A 21,221-nucleotide genomic window follows, 5' to 3' on the forward strand; every position below is an offset into this window, starting at 1 on the left:
GTTCTCCCGTATCTACGGGATCGGAAGCAAAATGAAAGCCTTACAGAGATGTAAGGTTTTTTCGTTTCAAGGATTTTCTTAGCGACGTGGATAAGGTCATCGGTATCCAGTCCCGCACGTGTGGGATTAATCAGAGAGTGGCTCGTTCGAGGCCCAACTCGGGAGATTGTTTAAAGGCAATTCAGCATCACCTTGTCATTAGGCATGTTCACCGCCTTCAATAGCGCTAATCTTATCATTAATGAGTCGAACCATTCCGTCTAATTCATCAGCGCATTTACCAATCAAATTAATAAACTCTTCCTTTTCGGATGGGTCGGCAGATTCTCTTATCAGGTCCATTAAGCCCAGGATCGAAGCGACCGGCCGACGGACTTCGTGCGAACTGGTCCATGATATTTCCCTCAGGACAGTATTTTGCCGAAGAATTTCGTTTTCGTACGCAACACGATTGGTGATATCACGGAAATTACAGACGATCGCATTGATGTGCTCATCAGCTAGTAAATTCGTGAAAAGGCATTCTAGCCAAATGTAATTCCCGTCCCGGTGAAGTGATCGATAGACAATAATTACGGGCAGAGCCGGATTTTGAACCATTTTTTCGAAGGAATCTTGCACCCTTTCCCTGTCTTCCGGGTGAATGTGAGCATTGATATCCTTGTCAATGTTCAGCTCATTACTCCACCCAATGATGCGTGTAGCAGATGGACTATTATAGAAAACCCTAAATTCCCTGTCTAACAAGGTAATGCCATCATGACTATGTTCAATGAGTTTGCGAAAGCGCAGCTCATTTGCCACAACGCGGCTCGTTTGTTGTCTAACACGTTGTTCGAGTTCTCGATGCATTGCCTCACGCTGTTCCTCGATTATTTTACGCTCAGTTTGGTCACGGGTCATTTTCGCAAATCCCACATGCTTGCCGTCATGATATAAGGGAGTAAAAACGATATTAGCCCAAAAGCGTGAACTGTTTCTCCTGATACGCCAGCCCTCACTTTCATAAATACCATTTTGAAGTGCAGCGTCGAGATTGTGTTGAGGTAAATTGCTCAAGATGTCTTCGGGCAAATAGAAAGTAGAAATATGCTTGCCAACAATATCTTCTTCTTTATAACCTTTAATTCTTTCTGCTCCAGCGTTCCAGGTGAGAACATAGCCCTGGGGATCGATCATAAAAATTGCGTATTCTTTAACACTGGCAATGAATAATTTGAACAGCGTCTGATCTACAACAGGAGCTTTGTTGGTAATAGTCTGCATGGTTCCCAGAGGTAATTTGCTTAAGCAAGTTAATATTTCTCCAATACTTTATTATCAATATAACGAATTCTCTTACATCATTTTGTACTAGAATCCTTTTTTTCTCCTGGTCCCGGATGCAGGCTTCACCTCGAATGCCTATAATCGAGGCAGATAAACATGGTTCATGGGAATGAATAATCCCTGAACTCTTAGAGAAGGCAGCATAGTGAATACATCCGACTAATCCTTCAGAAAGTTCTTTCAAAATAAAATTTAGATTTGGAATATTCATTCCAATTTCTCACCTTTGTCCTGTGGATAAGAAAGAACAGATAATCCTTGCTGCCATGCGTTTGTTAACCGAACGCGGGGTTCAGGCAACCCCCATGTCGGCTATTGCGAAAGCTGCTAACACCGGTATGGGCACGATTTACAATTATTTCGCGACTAAAGAAGAACTGATCAACGCGATTTATCTCTACATCAAACGGTCCGAAATTCACCTGGTTGCCAAAGCACTGGAATCGGATTCTTCGCTTAAATCCCGCTTCTTTAGCTTTTACACAGCGTTTATAAGTTTCTATTTCAAATACCCTGAAAGTTTTGCTTTTATGGATCAGTTCCACAGTTCTCCAATTATTACTCAGTCGACTCGTGATGCCGGACAGGCTGATTTTATGCCAGTCATATCACTTATTCAGCAGGGGCAACAGGACGGGATCATTAAAAACATGGATCTGGATGCGCTACTGCATTTCCTGGCTGGAACTATTACTACCTATGTACGATGGGTGAAGGGCAGTGGGAAAGATAATGATCAGGCTTTGGTTGATCAGCAGCTTCGCCTGGTGTGGGATGCAATAAAAGAGTAAAAAAATTTAACATAGTATGGAATGAACGTTCAGTCCATTAGACAAAACATTATGAAGAAATTAAAAGTGATTATTACAGGTGCTACGGGAATGGTTGGTGAAGGGGTATTGCTACATTGCCTGCAAAGCGAAGAGATCGAAAAGGTGCTAATGATCAACCGTAAGTCATACAAATTTTCCCATCCTAAGTTACGCGAGCTCTTGGTTCCTGACTTTAATAATTTGGCGGATTATAGCGAGCAGCTGACAGGATTCGACGCGTGCTTTTATTGCGCCGGGGTAAGTTCTCTGGGGATGAAGGAAGCTGAATACACCCGTATTACATATACTACTACCCTCAATTTTGCAAAGGTGCTATATGCCTTAAATCCGCAAATGATCTTCAATTTTGTAACCGGTACTCTCACCAAAACCAATGGTTCTCAAATGTGGCAGCGCGTAAAGGGCAAAACCGAAGAGGATCTGATGGCAATAGGTTTTAAGGGCCAGTATAATTTCCGACCAGGTTTGATGAAGCCGGTTGCCGGACAGCGAAACGTTAAGGGTTTTTTCAAACCCGTTATTGCAGTCCTCTCCATTCTGATCCCGAATCAGACACTTACATTACATCAGGTCGGCGAAGCAATGATCCACACGATTACAAAAGGCTACGACAAGCAGGTGCTGGAAATCAGCGATATAAAAACACTGGCAATTTAATTCAGACAAACTGTAAACGTCCCTGGTCCCTATTCTTTGTCCGAATTTACATTCCATGAAGCGAGTTTATAAAATATTGAAATACATTATGATCACATTAATTTCACTGGTGGCTCTGTTGAGCCTGGTTACCTTCTTATTCCTGCAGCACCCTCAGTTTCGCCAGGCGGAATCAACCGGGCGTTTTGAGCGGATTAAACAATCCAAGCACTACAAGGATGGTGCTTTCGCGAACCTTAGCTTTACTCCTAATCTCACGGAAGGCTATTCGATGACAGGCGTTCTTTATGACTTCATTTTTAACAAGAACCCGAGGAAAAAGCCATCAAAGGCGATACCGCATGTACAAACCGATCTGAAAAGCCTACCTGCCGACAGCAATGTGGTGATCTGGTTCGGGCACTCGTCCTATTACATGCAGGTCGACGGCCTCAAAATCCTGGTCGACCCGGTATTTAGCGGTAATGCATCCCCATTACCGGGTACAACCAAAGCTTTTGAGGGGACGAACACCTATGGCGTAAAAGATCTTCCAGAAATTGATTATTTGCTGATCAGTCACGACCATTACGACCACCTCGATTATAAAACTATAAAAGAATTGAAGGGAAAAGTTAAGCATGTGATCTGCGGTCTCGGAGTAGGTGCCTATTTTGAGCAATGGGGATATAATGCGGAAATCATTTCAGAACGTGATTGGAATGAAACCATCGATCTGACAAACGGTATCAAGATCCATACGCTAACAGCACGCCACTTCAGCGGCCGCACCTTTAAACGCAATAATACCCTGTGGCTGGCTTATCTGCTGGAAACTCCTGAGCAAAAGATCTTCATTGGAGGTGATGGCGGTTACGATAAACACTTTGCTGAGATTGGAAAGCGCTTTGGTTCGATCGATTTAGCTATACTGGAAAATGGCCAATATAATGTCGCCTGGCGAGCCATTCATTGCCTTCCGGAAGAAGTTGTCCAAGCTGCGAAGGATCTGAATGCTAAACGGGTGATGCCAGTGCATTCAGGCAAGTTCTCCCTGGCCCAGCATAGCTGGGATGAGCCGCTTAATGAAGTGTCGCGTTTGAGTAAAGAGGCGAACATCCCATTGGTTACACCAACTATTGGTGAGGTGGTTTGGATGGAAGATGAGGGGCAAGTGTTTAGGGAATGGTGGAAGGGAGTGGAGAATTGAGGTTGGGAGTGGAGAATTAGAGCGTGAAATAGTATTGGCTCTGGCCGTTCGCAATTGCCATGCTCAATGGATTATGCTCATTGCACCTTCTCTGAATAATATTTCTCAAATATTATATTCCTCTCTTCGGGGAGCCTAGTAACTGACAGGTGGAAACACACAACACTTTTCTAAAAACCGCACGAAAACCGCAAAATTTATCTCATCTCTCGGGTACTCTCTAAATACTGCTTTAACACTGAGATCACACTCTCTAAGTACTGAGATAAGAACTCAGTGTGGCTGCAATCTTTTGCTGTTTTGATAGAAGTTTAGTGATTTTTGCTGTTTTTTGCGCCCCCTGAAAAACATGCTGTTTAATGGTTTTAAAAATGGATGGCAAGCGGGTGAATTAGTTGCCACTTTTCTCACGCAAAAGACCAAAATTCTAAGCTCATCTTCTCGTTTTGCTTGATGCCACAGAAAATCTATAACTAATTAATAATCAGAGATATAAATATCATTAAATCCTCAAAAATCTGTCTTTTTTTCTTGTGATTATCAATCGTTTTTTGTATCTTATAAGGTGCAGGATTGCCTGCTCGTTCTTTGAAATCTTGGAATTTTATCACCTTAAGGGAGGTGCATTTATCATAAGGCGAAAGCCTTTCTATCATATTTGAAAGCACCGGATGTTTCCGGAAACTTCCGGTGCTTTTCAAGATTACCTTACTCTTATTTATAATTATTCTAAATAATTTGCATTTGTCAGATGACTCTCTTTTCTTTGTCGCTGTTTATAATCAATCTAAATAAGAAAATGAGAAAGATACTTTTACTTTTATTATGCGTAATCACACTGGGGGTAGATTCCCTCACAGCTCAGCAGCTCTTAGGTGAGCTTCGCGGCAAAATCACCACGTCCGATGGACTTCCTGCAGGATTTGTTTCTATTGGGATCAAAGGATTAAATACGGGCACCCTTTCTAAAGAGGACGGAACCTACAGGTTAGTCAGGTTAAGACCCGGAAGATACACCATCAAGGTAAGCGCTCTTGGCCTGGAAGCACGTGAACAGGAAGTTACCGTTCAGGCGGGTAAAACCATTCAGACAGACTTTGTATTGACTGAGAATGCCCAGCGCTTGAAGGAGATTGTCGTTACCGGATTTCAAAAGCCCTATAACACTGATGTTCCTTCATCAAGCTTAAGGCTCAATCAGCCGCTAAAGGAAGTTCCTCAAAATATACAGGTAGTTACCTCGGGTACCTTGTCTGATCAGCAGGTCATCAGCATGAGCGATAACCTGATCAGAAACGTCAGTGGTGCTACCCGGCTTGAGCACTGGGGCGATATGTACACCAATATCACCATGCGGGGCTCGCAGATCCAGGCGTTCAGAAATGGTTTCAATGTGGTGAGTTCTTTCTGGGGGCCCCTTACCGAAGACATGAGTTTTGTTGACCGCATTGAATTTGTTAAAGGCCCTGCGGGCTTTATGCTCTCTCAGGGTGATCCAAGCGGATTGTATAATGTAGTTACTAAAAAACCTACCGGCCAGACAAAGGGAGAAGCCAGTCTAACTCTTGGAAGCTACGATCTGTTTAGGACCGCGCTCGACCTTGACGGGAAGCTCAGCAAAAGCGGAAAGCTCTTGTATAGGCTCAATGTAGCTGCTCAGAACAAGGGATCGCACAGGGCTTATGAGTATAATAATCGCTACAGCTTTGCACCCGTGCTATCCTATCAGCTAGATGAGAAAACCAAGCTTACCGCTGAATACACCATGCAGTACGCTAAAATGTCAAATGTGGGCTCGTACTATGTATTTGGAACAAATGGCTATGCAACTCTTCCTGTTGGCTTCACCATGATGGCTCCCGGACTGGAACCAACCAGGATCAAAGACCATAGCGGATTGCTTTCACTGGAGCATGCTTTCAGCAGCAAGTGGAAACTGAATGCCCAGGCAAGTTATTTCAACTACGGGCAGGTTGGTTCATCCATGTGGCCTGTATCGGTTGCTGCAGACGGGAAAATAGTTAGAGGTCCCAGTATTTGGGATGCAAAGAGCGAAATGGCTATGGGTCAGATGTTTCTTACGGGAGATGTAACTACCGGAGCAGTACGTCACAGAATTCTGTCGGGATTAGACGTAGGTAAAAAAGATTACATGGCCGATTGGGGACAGTACCACAACCTTGACGAAGCAGGAGGGGAGTTTGATGTGAACAACCCGAATTATGGTGTTCCTAGTAATGGTTTTCCGGTATGGGATCGTTCAAAAGGCATTGAAGAGCGGGCTGTATTGGCTGGCGGCTTAATGGATCAGAGGTATACTGGATTGTACCTGCAGGATGAACTGGGCTTCCTGGAAAACAAGCTGAGGCTGACATTAGGCGGGCGCTATACCTTTGTTTCCCAATCATCCTGGGGTGGTGCAGCTATTGAAGCAAAGCATTTTACACCACGATTGGGGATCAGTGCATCAATTGATAATCAGACATCCATATATGGCTTATATGATCAGGCCTTTACGCCGCAAAACGGTCGTTTGGCAGGTGGCGGCGACGTGAAACCTATTACGGGAAACAATATTGAATTTGGAATAAAGAATGATTGGTTTGGAGGTTCATGGAATACAACCCTCGCAGCTTATCGAATACTTAAAAATAACGAGCTAACAGCGGATCCGAATAGTCCGCCAACCTCGGGTTTGAGTATCGTACTTGGTGAAAAGAAATCAGAAGGAATTGAATTCGACCTACGGGGCGAAGTGTTTAAAGGACTGAATCTGGTGGCAAATTATGCCTATACCAATGCGCGTGTCACTGAAGTTTCCCCAGGTGTTACCTCGGTAAGTGTGGGAGATGTGATACCAGGATATGCAAAACATGTAGTCAACAGCTGGCTCAACTACCGCATCCAGTCAGGCTTTTTAAAGGGTGCGGGAGCTTCGGCTGGCTTCACCTATCTCCTTGACCGGGCAACAGACACATGGAGTGATACCGATGTAAGGCTACCTGATTTCTTCAGGCTTGATGCCGGATTGACCTGGCAGAAGGACCGTATCAACATCACTGCTAATGCATTCAATGTGTTGGATAAGTACTTATATAGCGGCTCGTATTATACCTGGTTGAACGCCTTTTACTGGCAAACCGAAGCTCCGCGGAATTTCCGTATGAGCGTTGGCTACAAGTTCTAGTATGACTATCAGAAAGGCAATTGGAAAAGTTCACTTATGGCTCGGACTGGCGTCCGGGCTGTTTGTATGCTTTCTTGGAATTACAGGCTGTATCCTGGCATTTCAACGTGAGATTGAAGATGCGACGCAATCGTATCGGTTTACGGAAGTTCAAAAAAAGCAGGTACTTGCTCCATCTGCTTTAAAAGCAATCGCCGATAAGGAATTACCTGGCAAATCAGCACACAGCATTGGCTATGAGCCCGGCAGATCCTCCATGGCGGTTTATTACGATGCCCTTCCCGAAGAATATTATTATATAGTTTATCTGGATCCTTATAGCGGGAAAGTTCTTAAAGTAAAGAACATGGAAGATGACTTCTTTCGAATCGTCATTATGGGCCACTATTATCTCTGGCTTCCACCTGAGATCGGTCAGCCTGTACTTACAACCGCCACCCTTATCTTCCTGATCCTCATGATCAGCGGAATTATACTTTGGTGGCCGAAGCATAAGGCCGCAGTTAGACAGCGGTTTTCAATTAAATGGAATGCAAAGTGGAAGCGAGTCAATTACGATCTGCATAATGTTTTTGGTTTCTACATGACCTGGGTAGCCATCTTTGTTGCCTTAACTGGTATGGTGATGGGCTTTCAGTGGTTCAGAACTTCGGTGTACTGGGCTGCATCAGGCGGAAAGCCTTTAGTGGAATATTATGAGTCTTTTAGTAAGGCGCCCGCAACTAAGACCGAAGCGCCGATACCTGCGGTAGACAGGCTTTGGTACCAGGTGCAGCAAGAGTTTCCAGGCTTTGAGGGAAGCATTGAGATGCACCCTCCGGAGGATGATAAATCGGTACTTGAAGTGGCGATGAACCCCACTACAGATACGTACTGGCGCTACGACTACAGGTTCTTTGATCAGCATACTTTGCAGGAATTAAAAGTAGACCATGTGTACGGCAGGTTCGCAGATGCTACAGTTGCTGATAAATTACTTCGCATGAACTACGATATCCACGTTGGTGCAATAGGAGGACTTACAGGTAAGATCATTGCATTCTTTGCAAGTTTGATCGCAGCTAGTTTACCAGTGACCGGCTTTTTGATTTGGCTGGGTAGGAGAAGGAAAGCCAGACTCTCAACTTAGTTCAGTTGTTTTCAATCTGCCCACTAATAAACGCCAGTTCTTCAACAGTAAGGGCTTTGCCTTCTTTATTCTGCCACCTCCCGTTCTGATGCCGTTGAATGACAGATAATAAGTCTCCATCCTTTATGAGATGAAATTCGGAATGGTCAGTTTGGTGTTCAGCGAACACATCTATACGGTCACAGCTATGAAAAGACTGTGGGCAGGCAATTTCGAAGGAAGTCATTTAATTGAGCGTTAATGCTCAATGATAGTGAAATAAAGCTTACAGCGATAAGCAAGCGTGAAAAAGATATACACACTTTATCCACTAAGAGTATTTCGTACTAAGTAGCAAGTATCAAGTATCAAGTATCAAGATCGCCGTACCTGATGTGATAAAGGAGTGGTCAGCGGAAGAGAATGTTGCCGGACATAAGGGATTAATCAAAAAGCCCTGCAATTACAGAGCTTTTTAATCATTCCAAGTGTCGGAATCCCATCAGACTTCCGACCTCCGACATCTGGCTTCCGACCTCAGACCTTTACCCCCCATTCGAAACGTCATCGTTACTGATACCCCTCTTGTTCTTCTTGATGGCTTCCTTAAGTTTGCCAAAGCGATAGTTCAAACTTGTGCTTACGCCTCTGAAATACGTCTGGTTATTATCGGTTTGAGTGAAATTAGGTCCAAAGGACTCAACGCGGTTTGTTCTGTATTTGCTGAACGGATTATTTACGGAAGCTGAAAACGATAATTTATCCTTGACAATATCTTTGTTGGCACTGAGCGATGTAGCGATATACGCATTTGATGTTCCCTGAATGGATAAGTTAGGGCCATTTAAATAAGCGTTCCCGCCTAACCGCCAGCCTTTCTCCAGGCGATAGGTTGTGGATACAGAACCACCGTACATCAGTCCGCTATTCCTGATCTCTACATTATTTACCAGACCGCGTACTTGTCCGTGGATCAATCGCCCGTTAGCACTAAGCGACCATACTTTGTTGACTGGATAGTTTACATTAAAATCTGCTCCATAGGCCAGTGCCTTGCCAGTATTCCCAAAGCTGCTCCGCGTGATATTGGTTGCCGGATCGAATGCTGATGTCGGCATGATCATCGTTTTAATCCAGTTTACACGGAAAGAAGCATTGAACGATACCTTTTTAGACTTGTTGTAATTGATCCTGAAATCATTGCCCACCGACGGACGCAAATTAGGGTTTCCGGTTGTTTCAAAGCTTGGGTTTGAACGGTCAACAAAAGGGTTAAGCTGATAGATACCCGGACGTTGTATACGAAGCGAATACGCTACATTCAGACTGCTCCGGTCTTTGAATGTGCGGTTTACATTTATCGAAGGCGTAACATTGAAATAGTCCTGCTTAACCGATGATGCGGTAGAGATAAAGTCGGCATCTATAACTGTTTCCTCAATTCTCACACCTGCTTTGAATCCCCAATTCTTCAGATTGTACTGGTAACTATTATAAGCACCGAATACATTCTGGCTGTTATTAAAGTTGTTTGTACGTGACGGGTCGAGTTCAAAGAGTGAGTTACCTGAATTGAACGCCAGATATTGGAAATCACTGTTGTTTTTCCTCAAAATTCCTTTAACACCTGCTTCAATATTAAGCTTCTTGACAGGATGAACATAGTCAATCTGGAAGGTTTGCTCAGAGGCTTTACTTTCATTGAACTGCCTGTAATCGGGGGTAGCATAGTTCAGTCGGTTAGAAACACCAAGACTAGATTGTTGCTCATTATTAAACTCAAAGTAGCGGTAGGAGAAAGTCAGCAGTCGTGCTTTGTTTTTCTTAAAACCTAACTGATAATTTAAGGCACCATCCAATCCCCTTCCATGTCCGTTATTGACATTCGCCAGGTCATAAGTTTGCATAATCCCCCCTGAATTGTTGAGCAATGAATTCTGACTGCTTAAGCCATCTGAATTATTTCCATTGACGTTAAATTGAGCAGAGATCAGGTTAAGACTATCGATCTCATAGCTTAGCTCAGTTCCAAAGTATCCACTTTGATTGTCAGATTCTCGGCCATTGTTCTGACTTAAGCTTGTTGATGTACTTCCGGTTGTTGTTCTAACTATCGATGCTCGGGTGGCCGGCGAATGCGAGGCATTGGCACCACCGAATCCCGACATGCCGAACTTGCCTTGTTTAAAAGAAAATGAACCTCCCACGCCTGGGCCGCCTACTGGAAATCGGTGACTGGCATTTAGTGAAGCGTTGTAACCGTTATCTACTTTTTTGTTGGTAATGATATTTATGATACCAGCGATGCCTTCTGAATCGTATTTCGCAGGTGGATTGGTAATCACCTCAATACTTTGAATGGTTGATGCGGGCATACTTTTCAGGATGTTCTTCGCATCACGCTCCATCATGCTTGAAGGCTTACCGTTAATCAAAATTTTATATCCCGCCTGACCCTTTAACAGAATGTTGTCCTCGGCATCTACAGAAATAAGTGGTACTTTCCGCATCATATCAAGCACAGTATTGCTTTTGCTTTCCGGGTCAGCCTGAAGATCGTAAGAAATCTTGTCAACTTCCTGTTTGATAATGGGCTTATCAGCTACCACCACTACCGCTGCAAGCTGATTAACTTTTGGAGATATTAAAACAGTACCCAGGTCTGCTACCTGTTTCGTATTATCCGTAAGATCAACTGATAAAACTTTCGGGACATATTCTACACTGATAATTGTAACCGTGTATTTCCCGGCATTAAGTTTATCAAAGGCAAATTTGCCATCTTCTTTTGTGGCTAATGTCCTGACAACTTGCTTCGCCGCATTTTTTAAGCTTACAGTGATATAATCCGCAGGTTTTCTGCTCGCAGAATCACTTACAATTCCTTTAACAGAATATGCAGCCGGAGTTTGTTGAGCGTAGCCGTTCAACAATGCGAAGCTTAAGAGTATAAGGAGTAAAGATTTTAATTTCATAACCAATTGTGTTAAATGTGATGCTAAATAAAAGGACTCTTGTCTATTGAGTCAATACAAAGATATATAGTTAAGATATTACTATGCAATACATAGTATTGTTATTTTACGTAAATAATTTTATTAATCTGTATGTCAGTATATTAAATTATGCTTGCTAGAAATTTAGATCTTGTTTCTAAGCAGATTATCGAGAATTAAAGTTTAAACTTGCTAATAGGACTACCAGAAAGTTACCTAGGTTACTAAATGCAGAATTAGTTTAGGGTACAGAGTTGTAACTCCCCAAATTCAATTCCATGGGACAGTTAGGATTATAAAGTCGTACAGGAAAATATTAGGGCAAAGCCTTTTTTTCTTCTGGTATCTTATTTGTTGTGTTTCAATAACACCAGCTCTCAGCAACACCGATCTCTAAAAGAGATATCTTTTTCCTCTTATTCATCGTACTAGGATTATGCGTTTAAGAAGCCTGTGGATACCTATTATATTTCTCTTGCTGGGATTTTTCTGGGCGCTAACGAGTGAGCCATTAGTTAATTTCCTTTATTCCAATTACACTAGTGTTTCAGAATCCACTATCAGAACTTTAAACAGATTATACTTTGTTATCATAACTGGAATACTGCTCTTTTATTTAATCTGGAGACAACAGCGCAAGCGTGAAAGGTCTGATCAGCAGTATCGTGATCTTTTCTTTGCTAATCCGAATCCCATGGGAATTTACGAGTTAGAATCGTTGCAAATTATAGAAGTTAATAATGCAGCTATCAATAAATACGGCTACACCAGAAGTGAATTTCTAAATATGTCGATTATGGATATCCGTTCCGGCGAACAGGAGACACTTGTAAAGTCTATAGATTTCGTAGAGAGCCAGATTGCAGATGACCAGGTTTGGGAGCATAGACTGAAATCCGGAGAATTGATCACAGTCTCTGTTGCTTCACATCGATTGACGTTTAACGGTAAAAAGTGCAACATGGTAATGATTACTGATATAACCCCGATTATACGCGCTAAGCAGCAGTTAGAAACTGCTTATCGTGTAGAAAAGCAGCTTAATAAGGAACTCGATCATAATTTGAAACTGATCGAACGAAGTCACGAGGATAGCCGGAAAATGGGTGAGGTAATCGATAAGGTTAGTAATCTCATAATAATATTTGGTCCTGACGACACCATATCATGGGTCAACAAGGCATTTATTGATTTTACTGGTTATTCGCTGGAAGAATGTGTGGGAAAGAATCCTGGAAAGTTACTCACTGGTCCCGCAACAAGTCCTAAAACTCTTGCTACATTAATTCAAGCTTTAACCATCAGGAAGTTCGTTACTACAGATATTATAAACTATAAAAAAGATGGTACACCTTATTGGGCTGAGCTCAATATATCTCCCATTTTTGATCGTAATGGCGAGTTTGAGTTCTTCATATCCATTGAAACCGTTATAACAGATCGTATGGAAAAGCAGGAACGCCTCGACAGGCAGTATCAGGCTTTTCGGGAGATAGCCTGGACAAACTCCCACGAAACCCGCAAACCACTTGCAACACTTCTTAGTGTGGTGGACCTTATGAAGCATGCAGTTAGTGAAGCTGAACGTATCGAATACACAGCCATTATTGAGCAATGCTCTTTAGAACTTGATGAGATTATCAGGGACAGCGCATTGAAGATAAACAATCTTGAGGATGAGATGAACCCAGCATCGGAAAAGGAAGTAAAAATTGACACATGATTATCTTTTACACCCTAACATAAATACTAATATTTTTAGCATTATATTTGTGGTATTATTTCAATATGTATTTACCACAGACCAAAAAAGATATCATCAATCAGCTGCAAAAGAGCATTTTGCTGATGCAGGGGTTTACACCTCCTGTTTCTGCTGCGGCTGATTCTGTGGGTCTTGGTGCTATTGAAGCAGCATTTCCAAACGGAGTCTTTCCACGTGGTGCTATTCATGAATTTCTTAGTGCTGCACCGGAACAGGCAGCAGCTAATGGAGGCTTTATAAGCGGAATACTGAATACTCTTATGCAGCAAGGCGGGGCCTGTCTCTGGATCAGTATGTCGCGTACACTATTCCCACCTTCATTGAAAATTTTTGGTGTAGAGCCCGACCGACTCATCTTCGTTGACCTCAAACGTGAGAAGGACGTGTTATGGGCTATGGAAGAAGCACTGAAATGTAATGGACTGGCGGCAGTAATTGGAGAATTGAGTGAGATCAGCTTTACTCAGACACGCCGGTTGCAATTAGCGGCAGAACAAAGCCGGGTAACAGGTTTTGTATTACGGAGTAATCCCAAAAAGCTAAGTGCCACTGCTTGTGTGGCCCGATGGAATATTAGCTCTTTACCCAGCGAACTTGAAGAAGGGATGCCTGGGGTAGGTTTTCCGCGATGGACTGTAGAATTATTGAAAGTACGCAATGGTAATCCCGGAAGTTGGGGTATTGAATGGTCTGATGGGGGTTTTAGGTCTATACGTAGCCAACCAAAGGTAGCATTGCTGAAAAGGGAAAGACTCAAAGTCGGGTAATATGTCAAAGCGGTTTGTTGCGATATGGTTTCGTCATTTGCTGACGGATTGGCTTGCCCTCCGCCGGCCTGATCTCCGTAATCTGCCATTCGTTATAGCAATTAAAGACCACGGCCGTCTCCTGATTACTGCAACGAACAATCTGGCTGAAACTGAGGGGATTTATCCGGGTATGCTTGCTGCTGATGCAAAAGCACTCGTTCCTTCCCTGGAGATCATAGATGACATTCCCGGCAAAGGAAATAAACTATTAAAAGGTATTGGAGAATGGTGTATCAGATATACACCAATTATCATAATGGATCCATCTGATGGGCTTATTCTGGATATTTCAGGCTGTGCACACCTTTGGGGTGGTGAGCATGCTTACCTTCAAGAAATAATTTCCCGATTAAAAGGTAACGGTTACGACGTCCGTGCTGCCATAGCGGATACAATAGGAACTGCCTGGGCTGTAGCCCGCTTTGGGAAGATTAATCCCATAATTGGATTTAATCAGCAAGCCGAGGCATTGCTTTCTCTACCTCCTGCTGCATTACGACTTGAGTCTTCAGTTCTTGAACGTTTACAAAAGCTTGGGCTCAAAACCATCAGCAGCTTTATGACCATGCCACGCTCAGTACTTCGTCGCCGTTTTGGTGAGGGTATATTGCTGAGGTTGGATCAGGCGCTTGGAAATGAGGACGAGTTTTATACAAGTCTGCTTCCGGTAAAGCCCTATGAGGAACGGCTACCATCATTGGAACCTATTCGAACTGCTGTTGGTATCGAGATAGCCGTCCAGAAGCTTCTGGAGATGCTATGCAAACGCCTGCAGCAGGAAGGAAAGGGTATACGAACAGCTGTTTTTAAAGGATACAGGATTGATGGTAAAGTAGTGCAGATGGCTATCGGAACAAACCTGGCATCACATAACATCCAGCATTTATATAAGCTTTTTGAGCTCAAGATTTCAACACTCGAGCCTGCACTCGGCATTGAGCTTTTTACCCTTGAGGCTTCCAAAGTTGAAGATATTCCACCACATCAGGAAGCTTTATGGACAGGGAAGCCAGGACTTGAAGACGGATCTCTGGCAGAATTGCTCGACAGACTGGCGGGTAAAGTAGGGGCAGAAACAATCCACAGATACCTTCCCGACGAGCATTACTGGCCGGAGCGCTCAATAAAAACTTCTTGTTCTATTAAAGACAAACCCTCCATTCGGTGGCGGACAGATAAACCCCGACCCGTACAATTGCTGGCCCAACCGGAGAAAATCGATGTAACGGCCCCAATACCCGATTATCCTCCTATGCTCTTTCGATATAAGGAAAAAGTCCACCATGTGAAAAAAGCTGATGGTCCTGAACGCATTGAGCGTGAATGGTGGCTGGATGCGGGACAGCATCGGGATTATTATCATGTGGAAGATCAGAACGGTCAGCGTTACTGGCTCTTCCGTTCTGGCCATTACAATGAAGATGGTGCTAATGAATGGTTTATACATGGATTTTTTGCATGATGAGCTATATTGAGTTACAGGTTACAAGCAATTTCAGCTTCCTGCGTGGTGCTTCTCATCCGGAGGAACTGGTTGAACAAGCTGCAGCATTTGGTTATAGTGCAATTGCCATCACTGATCGTAATACATTTGCCGGAATCGTGCGGGCATTTGCTGCAGCTAAAATAAAGGGGATACGCCTGATTCCGGGTTGCCGACTGGATCTCTTAGATGGAACTAGTCTTTTAGCCTATCCCACTGATCAGGATGCCTATAGCCGGCTTTCAGGGCTACTCACCATTGGAAATCTTCGTGCAGAAAAAGGACAGTGCCACCTATATAAATCGGATGTTTATGCACACAGCAAGGGCATGAAGTTTATTGCGATACCTCCCTCAAGCTTAACAGAAACATTTGAGTTTGAAACTTCCTTTCAGAGTGATATGAAAGAATATAGGAAGGAACTCGGGAAGGAGCTTTACATGGCAGCCTCGCGTTCATATCTTGGGGATGATCAGAAAAGATTTTACAGGCTTTCCGGTTTATCGGCGGAGCTGGATATTCCCCTTGCGGCGACAAATGATGTGCATTATCATCATCCCTCACGCCGTGAACTTCAGGATGTTCTAACCTGTGTTCGTGAAAAGTGCACTATACATAATGCAGGTTTTCGTCTCTATCAAAACGCTGAGCGGCATCTAAAACCCATGGAGGAAATGCTCCGGCTATTTAGGCAGCATGAAGAAGCTATACAGAATACACTTGCTATATCCGAGGCCTGCCAGTTTTCCCTCAGCAGTTTGAAATATGTTTATCCTCGTGAACTCACAACAGAGGGCCGAACACCAATTGAAGAATTAGAACACTTAACCCGTGAAGGTTTGATAGAGCGCTTTGGTGATGAAATTACTGATAAAATACAGAAACAGATTGATGAAGAACTTGAATTTATACGGAAGAAGGATCTGGCTAGTTATTTCCTTACAGTTCATGATTTTGTTCACTTTGCAAGGGAGAAGAATATACTTTGCCAGGGACGAGGTTCAGCGGCAAACTCTGTAGTCTGTTATTGTCTTGGCATCACTTCCGTTAATCCAATGAAGATAAAGCTGCTTTTCGCGAGATTTATGTCGGATGCCCGCGATGAACCGCCAGATATAGATGTAGATTTTGAACATGAGCGACGGGAAGAGGTGATCCAGTATATTTATGAAAAGTATGGTCGGGATCGTGCAGCAATAGTAGCCACAGTTACACAATTACATTTCAAGGGCGCTGTTCGGGATGTTGCGAAAGTAATGGGCTTATCAGTGGACACCATTAACAGATTGTCATCTTCAGTTTGGCACCATGAAGAAGTTTTTAATGATGATCATATTGCTAAGCAGGGGCTAAATATTACTGACCCTCATTTGCGCAAAACACTTGAACTTACCAGTCAGATGATTGGTTTTCCCCGTCAGCTGGGGCAGCATACCGGGGGCTTTGTAATTACACAGGGTAAGCTCTCCGAACTTTGTCCAATCATGAACGCCCGAATGGAGGAGCGGACCTGCATTGAATGGAATAAGGATGATATAGATGCACTAGGATTTCTAAAAGTTGACGTACTTGCTTTAGGGATGTTAACCTGTATCCGCAAAGGATTTGAGCTTGCTCAGAAACATTATGGGCTAAATCTCACCCTGGCGAATGTGCCGCAGGACGATCCAGATGTGTATGAGATGATTAGTCATGCTGATACTATTGGAGTATTTCAGATAGAAAGCCGTGCTCAAATGTCTATGCTCCCGCGCTTGAAGCCCAAAGAATTTTACGACCTGGTTATCGAAGTTGCTATCGTAAGGCCCGGGCCAATTCAGGGCGATATGGTGCATCCCTATCTAAGAAGACGGAATGGGGAAGAGCCAGTTGAATATCCATCTAAAGAACTTGAAGGCATATTGAGCAGGACTTTAGGGGTTCCATTATTCCAGGAACAGGCGATGGAAATAGCGATTGTTGCTGCTGGATTTACTCCTGCAGAGGCAGATGGCCTGAGACGCAGCATGGCCACATTTAAGGCTCACGGGCAGGTAACTCAGTATGAGAAAAAGCTTATTGAAGGGATGATAGCCAACGGCTATCAAGAAGAATTTGCGAAGCGTATTTTCCGACAGCTGGAAGGTTTTGGAAGCTATGGATTCCCGGAAAGCCATGCTGCAAGCTTTGCCCTGCTTGTTTATGTATCATCGTGGATGAAATGCCATTATCCGGATGTATTTGCAGCTTCATTACTTAACAGTTTACCCATGGGATTTTATCAGCCTGCACAGATAGTTATTGATGCACGCAAACATGGAGTTGAAGTGAGGCAGGTAGATATTAATCATTCAAAATGGGATAATATCCTTGAAGAAAAGTCTGGGAAATATCATGCATTACGCCTGGGTTTCCGGCAGATCAGTGGTATGAGAGCCGATGATTGTAAAGTATTGGAAAAGGCAAGAACGAAGCCTTATCGACAGATTACGGAACTTCGTGATGCTGGAATTTCACAGGCAGCTCTGGAAAAATTGGCTGATGCGGATGCCTTTCGTTCTATCGGTCTTGATAGGCGGGAAGCATTATGGGAAGTTTCTGCCCTGGCTGATACACCTGTGGCTTTATTTGCCGGTCAGCCTTCAGAAAGCACAATGGAAGGCCAGATATCCCTGCCGCTCATGGCAGAATCTGAACATGTTATTCATGATTATGCTACCACAGCTTTATCCCTTAAAGCCCACCCGGTTAGTTTTGTTCGGGAAAAATTAAGTCTTTTACATGTGCGTTCTGCATCGGATCTTACTCAGGCAAAGGATGGAGATTTAGTGAAAGTTGCGGGGCTGGTGCTTGTCCGCCAAAGACCGGGAACAGCCAGCGGTATTTGCTTTATTACGATCGAGGATGAGACAGGAACTACCAATCTGGTTGTGTTCAAGAAGCTTTTCGATCAGTACCGTAAGGAGATACTTGGGGCAAAGCTGTTAATGGTTGAAGGGCAACTTCAGATAGAAGGTGAGGTTGTACATGTTATTGTTAAGCGGTGCTTTGATCTGTCGAAATTATTAAGGGGTTTAACACCTTCTGATACAGATAATCTGCCTGTTCTTACACTATCACGTGCTGATGAACGAAGTGAACCCGTTTCGGGGGGAAATAAAGGAGTTGCTGAAGTTAGGGCTGCCAAGAAAGATGTGTTTTACAAAGGGCGGAACTTTAAATAGCGACTAATTGCCCCCATTAGCACATTTCAGGGCACTGTCTTTTAATTGTCAAGTATAGTTTTGAATTAGCTTCTGCTCGATTATAGTGCTATATTTGTACTAGAACAGGCGTTTATTTCTTTATGGAATTATCTAAAATCCATTCGGCATTTATGAGGCGATTTGCACTAGGAGTGCAGGTAGCTGCACATTTGGCGGCTGGTGTATTCTGTTCCAGTTATTCTTTTGGATATTCTTTCCAATCAACAAGCAAAGACTTTATTAAGTAAGCCCCGGCGTTTCACGACCGGGGCCACCGGCCTTTTTTCTAAATCGAATTATGCTTATGCCTGTGTGTTCCAGCTATTTGTTAGCTGACACTGTTTCGCATTAACCAGAAACGGCCGGATAAATTCACTAATTATTTCTTGTTAAATACCTAATAATGGAAACGAATAAAATAGTTCTCTCTAAGGGAATGTACGGTCTTTTAAAAACACACTTAAAAACTAATAATAAGCTTTCTGTCTTCAATAAAACGAAACTTGAAAAGGAGCTGAAAGCAGCTCAAATCCGTGTAAGCAGCGAAATCCCTGTGGATGTTGTATCAGTAAACCGAAATGTAAAGGTTCTGGATATTGCAACAGACGAAGAGCTGAATTTCGACCTCGTAGCACCTGCCGACGCAAAGATTAAGAACAACAAAGTATCGATTCTTTCGCCTGTAGGAGTAGCGCTGATCGGTTATCCCGAAGGAACTCACGTGGAATGGGATATGCCTGAAGGTTTAAAAACCTTCATAATCCAAAAGGTAACTCCTTTATCATAAAATGCATCTGGATGGCGGGAAAGCCTGCCATCCTCTTTTCTAAATCTTTATTCAAAAACGATGAAAATTATATGTCCTGACCATAAGGGCGTTGTCGAAGTGACAGGAGCCCCCTATATAAGTGTTAAGAATGTCCTGATCGAGGATCTGGTTATTGAATGTCCGGTCTGCGAAGACGAAGTGATGATTACCGGCCGCTTTGATTACGATGAAAGCGGACAACCCTCAAAAATTAAACAATAAACATATTAAGATGAAAAATGCACAGCTTATACTATCCAAAAGCGATCATGAGCTTTTGAACAATCACTTGAAACTAAGCACCAACTTATCTGAATTTAACAAGAAGAAGCTTGGTCTGGAGTTAAAAACAGCACGGGTTATTTCCCCTGACGATATGCCTGGGGACGTTGTATCGGCAAATTCATATGTACAGATACAGGATGTAGAAAGTGGTAAAACCTTTGACTTCCATCTCGTAAATCCGCGGGAAGCGGATATTAAAACAAATCGCTTGTCTGTACTTGCACCAATAGGAGTTGCCCTTTTAGGCTACCGGCCAGGAGTTGAAGTTGACTGGGAGATGCCTAATGGCCTGAAGGTGTTTCGCATTGTACATGTTGAGCGGAGGGAAATTGACTAACAAGCACAAAAAAGATTCATGAAAGGAGATTAGACTTTATACGAAAAGTATATTTGTGTACGTATGGAAGAAGCCACGCAAACTGCATATCGTAAGATCATTCATATAGACATGGATGCTTTTTATGCATCTGTGGAGCAGCGTGACAATCCCGAATACCGGGGCAAGCCATTAGTAGTTGGTGGCTTGCCTGAAGGCCGGGGAGGCGTAGTAGCTACGGCAAGCTATGAAGCACGCAAATTCGGAATCCGATCTGCGATGCCGTGTAAGCAGGCTCAGAAACTTTGCCCCGATGCTTTATTCGTTATGCCCCGATTTGAAGCGTATAAAGAGGTTTCGCAGAAGATCAGGGAGATATTCAGCCGGTATACTGATTTAATAGAACCCCTTTCTTTAGATGAAGCCTATCTGGACGTCACGCAGGATAAACTGGATATCGGATCGGCAATGGAGATTGCCCGGCAGATTAAAACTGCGATCAGGGAAGAACTTCAGCTAACTGCCTCTGCTGGTGTTTCGATCAATAAGTTTGTTGCTAAAATAGCCTCAGATATCAATAAGCCCGATGGTCTGAAATTCATCGGGCCTTCTGCCATTGAGCGATTTATGGAAGAACTCCCGGTTGAGAAATTCTACGGGGTAGGGAAAGTAACAGCGTCAAAAATGAAAAGCCTGAACTTGCATAAGGGCGCTGACTTAAAGAAATTGTCAATGAACGATCTCGTGCGCCACTTCGGCAAGGCGGGAAATTTTTACTATGAGATCGTGCGTGGGGTTGATAATCGTGCAGTACAGCCACACCGGGAATCGAAGTCGCTTGCTGCTGAAGATACGTTCGCCTATGACCTGACCACGCTGGAAGAGATGGAGATTGAGCTGGATAAGATTGCCCAGATAGTTTGTAATCGCCTGCAAAAAAAACAACTTCAGGGGCGAACCATCACTCTCAAAATTAAATACAGTGATTTTAAACAGATTACCAGGAACCGGTCTTTCCCTGAACCTGTAGACGGAGTTGAGCTTATATCTGCTACTGCCAAGGAACTAATTGCATTAGCCTTTATGGAAGGCCAGAAGGTTCGGTTACTGGGCATCTCGTTATCAAACTTCGGAATCCAGCAGGATAACCTAAAAGCCAGGAAGAGCAGTGATCAACTGGAGCTTTTTGAGGATGATATGCAGTAAGTTTTATTATATTTATAGTACTCCAA

The 21,221-nt window shown here is 43.3% G+C and carries 16 protein-coding genes; 13 read left to right on the forward strand and 3 right to left on the reverse strand.

What is annotated here, in order from left to right; translation table 11 throughout:
• Nucleotides 1-198: 198 nt before the first annotated feature.
• Complete coding sequence (locus tag B5X60_RS14870) at nt 199-1,266, reverse strand: PAS domain S-box protein (protein ID WP_079703512.1); 1,068 nt, start codon at nt 1,264-1,266, stop codon at nt 199-201.
• A gap of 296 nt (nt 1,267-1,562) precedes the next feature.
• Here B5X60_RS14870 and B5X60_RS14875 point away from each other — a divergent pair, with 296 nt between their 5' ends.
• The 5 genes from B5X60_RS14875 to B5X60_RS14900 all read left to right on the forward strand — a co-directional run bounded on the left by B5X60_RS14875 (nt 1,563) and on the right by B5X60_RS14900 (nt 8,324).
• Nucleotides 1,563-2,120 carry a TetR/AcrR family transcriptional regulator gene (locus B5X60_RS14875; RefSeq protein WP_079703513.1) on the forward strand — a complete coding sequence of 186 codons (558 nt, stop codon included), beginning with the start codon at nt 1,563-1,565 and terminating at the stop codon, nt 2,118-2,120.
• A 51-nt stretch (nt 2,121-2,171) separates the two neighbouring features.
• On the forward strand, nt 2,172-2,819 hold the full coding sequence (locus tag B5X60_RS14880) for an NAD-dependent epimerase/dehydratase family protein (RefSeq protein ID WP_079703581.1): 648 nt from the start codon (nt 2,172-2,174) through the stop codon (nt 2,817-2,819).
• 88 nt (nt 2,820-2,907) lie between these two features.
• Nucleotides 2,908-4,008, forward strand: a complete 1,101-nt coding sequence (locus B5X60_RS14885) for an MBL fold metallo-hydrolase (protein ID WP_170878469.1) — start codon at nt 2,908-2,910, stop codon at nt 4,006-4,008.
• A gap of 799 nt (nt 4,009-4,807) precedes the next feature.
• Nucleotides 4,808-7,195 (forward strand): TonB-dependent receptor, encoded by a 2,388-nt coding sequence (locus B5X60_RS14895; protein ID WP_079703582.1) that lies wholly within the window; start codon nt 4,808-4,810, stop codon nt 7,193-7,195.
• Nucleotide 7,196: 1 nt separating this feature from the next.
• Nucleotides 7,197-8,324: a PepSY-associated TM helix domain-containing protein gene (locus B5X60_RS14900; RefSeq protein ID WP_079703516.1), complete on the forward strand. Its 1,128-nt coding sequence runs from the start codon at nt 7,197-7,199 to the stop codon at nt 8,322-8,324.
• Nucleotide 8,325: 1 nt separating this feature from the next.
• Here the strand turns inward: B5X60_RS14900 and B5X60_RS14905 are convergent, their stop codons facing one another.
• Complete coding sequence (locus B5X60_RS14905) at nt 8,326-8,550, reverse strand: hypothetical protein (protein WP_079703517.1); 225 nt, start codon at nt 8,548-8,550, stop codon at nt 8,326-8,328.
• Nucleotides 8,551-8,848: 298 nt separating this feature from the next.
• A complete protein-coding gene (locus B5X60_RS14910; protein ID WP_079703518.1) occupies nt 8,849-11,278 on the reverse strand; it encodes an outer membrane beta-barrel family protein in 2,430 nt (809 codons plus the stop codon).
• Between the two features lie 457 nt (nt 11,279-11,735).
• Between B5X60_RS14910 and B5X60_RS14915 the strand changes: the two genes are divergently transcribed.
• From B5X60_RS14915 to dinB, 8 genes are all read left to right on the forward strand, one after another.
• Nucleotides 11,736-13,022, forward strand: a complete 1,287-nt coding sequence (locus B5X60_RS14915; protein WP_079703519.1) for a PAS domain-containing protein — start codon at nt 11,736-11,738, stop codon at nt 13,020-13,022.
• Nucleotides 13,023-13,087: 65 nt separating this feature from the next.
• Nucleotides 13,088-13,831 (forward strand): ImuA family protein, encoded by a 744-nt coding sequence (locus tag B5X60_RS14920; protein ID WP_079703520.1) that lies wholly within the window; start codon nt 13,088-13,090, stop codon nt 13,829-13,831.
• Nucleotide 13,832: 1 nt separating this feature from the next.
• Nucleotides 13,833-15,335, forward strand: coding sequence for a Y-family DNA polymerase (locus B5X60_RS14925; RefSeq protein WP_079703521.1), 1,503 nt, complete (start codon nt 13,833-13,835; stop codon nt 15,333-15,335).
• Entirely contained in the window at nt 15,332-18,559 is a 3,228-nt protein-coding gene (locus B5X60_RS14930; RefSeq protein ID WP_317043760.1) for an error-prone DNA polymerase, read from the forward strand. Before B5X60_RS14925 ends, B5X60_RS14930 begins: the two co-directional genes overlap by 4 nt.
• A gap of 424 nt (nt 18,560-18,983) precedes the next feature.
• Nucleotides 18,984-19,367 (forward strand): GreA/GreB family elongation factor, encoded by a 384-nt coding sequence (locus B5X60_RS14935; protein WP_079703523.1) that lies wholly within the window; start codon nt 18,984-18,986, stop codon nt 19,365-19,367.
• Nucleotides 19,368-19,427: 60 nt separating this feature from the next.
• Complete coding sequence (locus tag B5X60_RS14940; protein ID WP_079703524.1) at nt 19,428-19,610, forward strand: hypothetical protein; 183 nt, start codon at nt 19,428-19,430, stop codon at nt 19,608-19,610.
• A 10-nt stretch (nt 19,611-19,620) separates the two neighbouring features.
• Nucleotides 19,621-20,010: a GreA/GreB family elongation factor gene (locus tag B5X60_RS14945; protein WP_079703583.1), complete on the forward strand. Its 390-nt coding sequence runs from the start codon at nt 19,621-19,623 to the stop codon at nt 20,008-20,010.
• 63 nt (nt 20,011-20,073) lie between these two features.
• Entirely contained in the window at nt 20,074-21,195 is a 1,122-nt protein-coding gene (gene dinB / locus B5X60_RS14950; protein WP_079703525.1) for a DNA polymerase IV, read from the forward strand.
• Nucleotides 21,196-21,221: the final 26 nt, after the last annotated feature.

Origin of the sequence: Daejeonella lutea (assembly GCF_900168015.1) — a bacterium.
Classification (GTDB): Bacteria; Bacteroidota; Bacteroidia; order Sphingobacteriales; family Sphingobacteriaceae; genus Daejeonella; species Daejeonella lutea.

What these genes read in the sequence shown, in the direction of transcription:
- B5X60_RS14870 (WP_079703512.1), bottom strand. Translation starts at nt 1,266, where the DNA reads ATGCAGACTATTACCAACAAAGCTCCTGTTGTAGATCAGACGCTGTTC.
- B5X60_RS14880 (WP_079703581.1), top strand. Translation starts at nt 2,172, where the DNA reads ATGAAGAAATTAAAAGTGATTATTACAGGTGCTACGGGAATGGTTGGT.
- B5X60_RS14885 (WP_170878469.1), top strand. Translation starts at nt 2,908, where the DNA reads ATGATCACATTAATTTCACTGGTGGCTCTGTTGAGCCTGGTTACCTTC.
- B5X60_RS14895 (WP_079703582.1), top strand. Translation starts at nt 4,808, where the DNA reads ATGAGAAAGATACTTTTACTTTTATTATGCGTAATCACACTGGGGGTA.
- B5X60_RS14900 (WP_079703516.1), top strand. Translation starts at nt 7,197, where the DNA reads ATGACTATCAGAAAGGCAATTGGAAAAGTTCACTTATGGCTCGGACTG.
- B5X60_RS14905 (WP_079703517.1), bottom strand. Translation starts at nt 8,550, where the DNA reads ATGACTTCCTTCGAAATTGCCTGCCCACAGTCTTTTCATAGCTGTGAC.
- B5X60_RS14910 (WP_079703518.1), bottom strand. Translation starts at nt 11,278, where the DNA reads ATGAAATTAAAATCTTTACTCCTTATACTCTTAAGCTTCGCATTGTTG.
- B5X60_RS14915 (WP_079703519.1), top strand. Translation starts at nt 11,736, where the DNA reads ATGCGTTTAAGAAGCCTGTGGATACCTATTATATTTCTCTTGCTGGGA.
- B5X60_RS14920 (WP_079703520.1), top strand. Translation starts at nt 13,088, where the DNA reads ATGTATTTACCACAGACCAAAAAAGATATCATCAATCAGCTGCAAAAG.
- B5X60_RS14925 (WP_079703521.1), top strand. Translation starts at nt 13,833, where the DNA reads ATGTCAAAGCGGTTTGTTGCGATATGGTTTCGTCATTTGCTGACGGAT.
- B5X60_RS14930 (WP_317043760.1), top strand. Translation starts at nt 15,332, where the DNA reads ATGATGAGCTATATTGAGTTACAGGTTACAAGCAATTTCAGCTTCCTG.
- B5X60_RS14935 (WP_079703523.1), top strand. Translation starts at nt 18,984, where the DNA reads ATGGAAACGAATAAAATAGTTCTCTCTAAGGGAATGTACGGTCTTTTA.
- B5X60_RS14940 (WP_079703524.1), top strand. Translation starts at nt 19,428, where the DNA reads ATGAAAATTATATGTCCTGACCATAAGGGCGTTGTCGAAGTGACAGGA.
- B5X60_RS14945 (WP_079703583.1), top strand. Translation starts at nt 19,621, where the DNA reads ATGAAAAATGCACAGCTTATACTATCCAAAAGCGATCATGAGCTTTTG.
- dinB (WP_079703525.1), top strand. Translation starts at nt 20,074, where the DNA reads ATGGAAGAAGCCACGCAAACTGCATATCGTAAGATCATTCATATAGAC.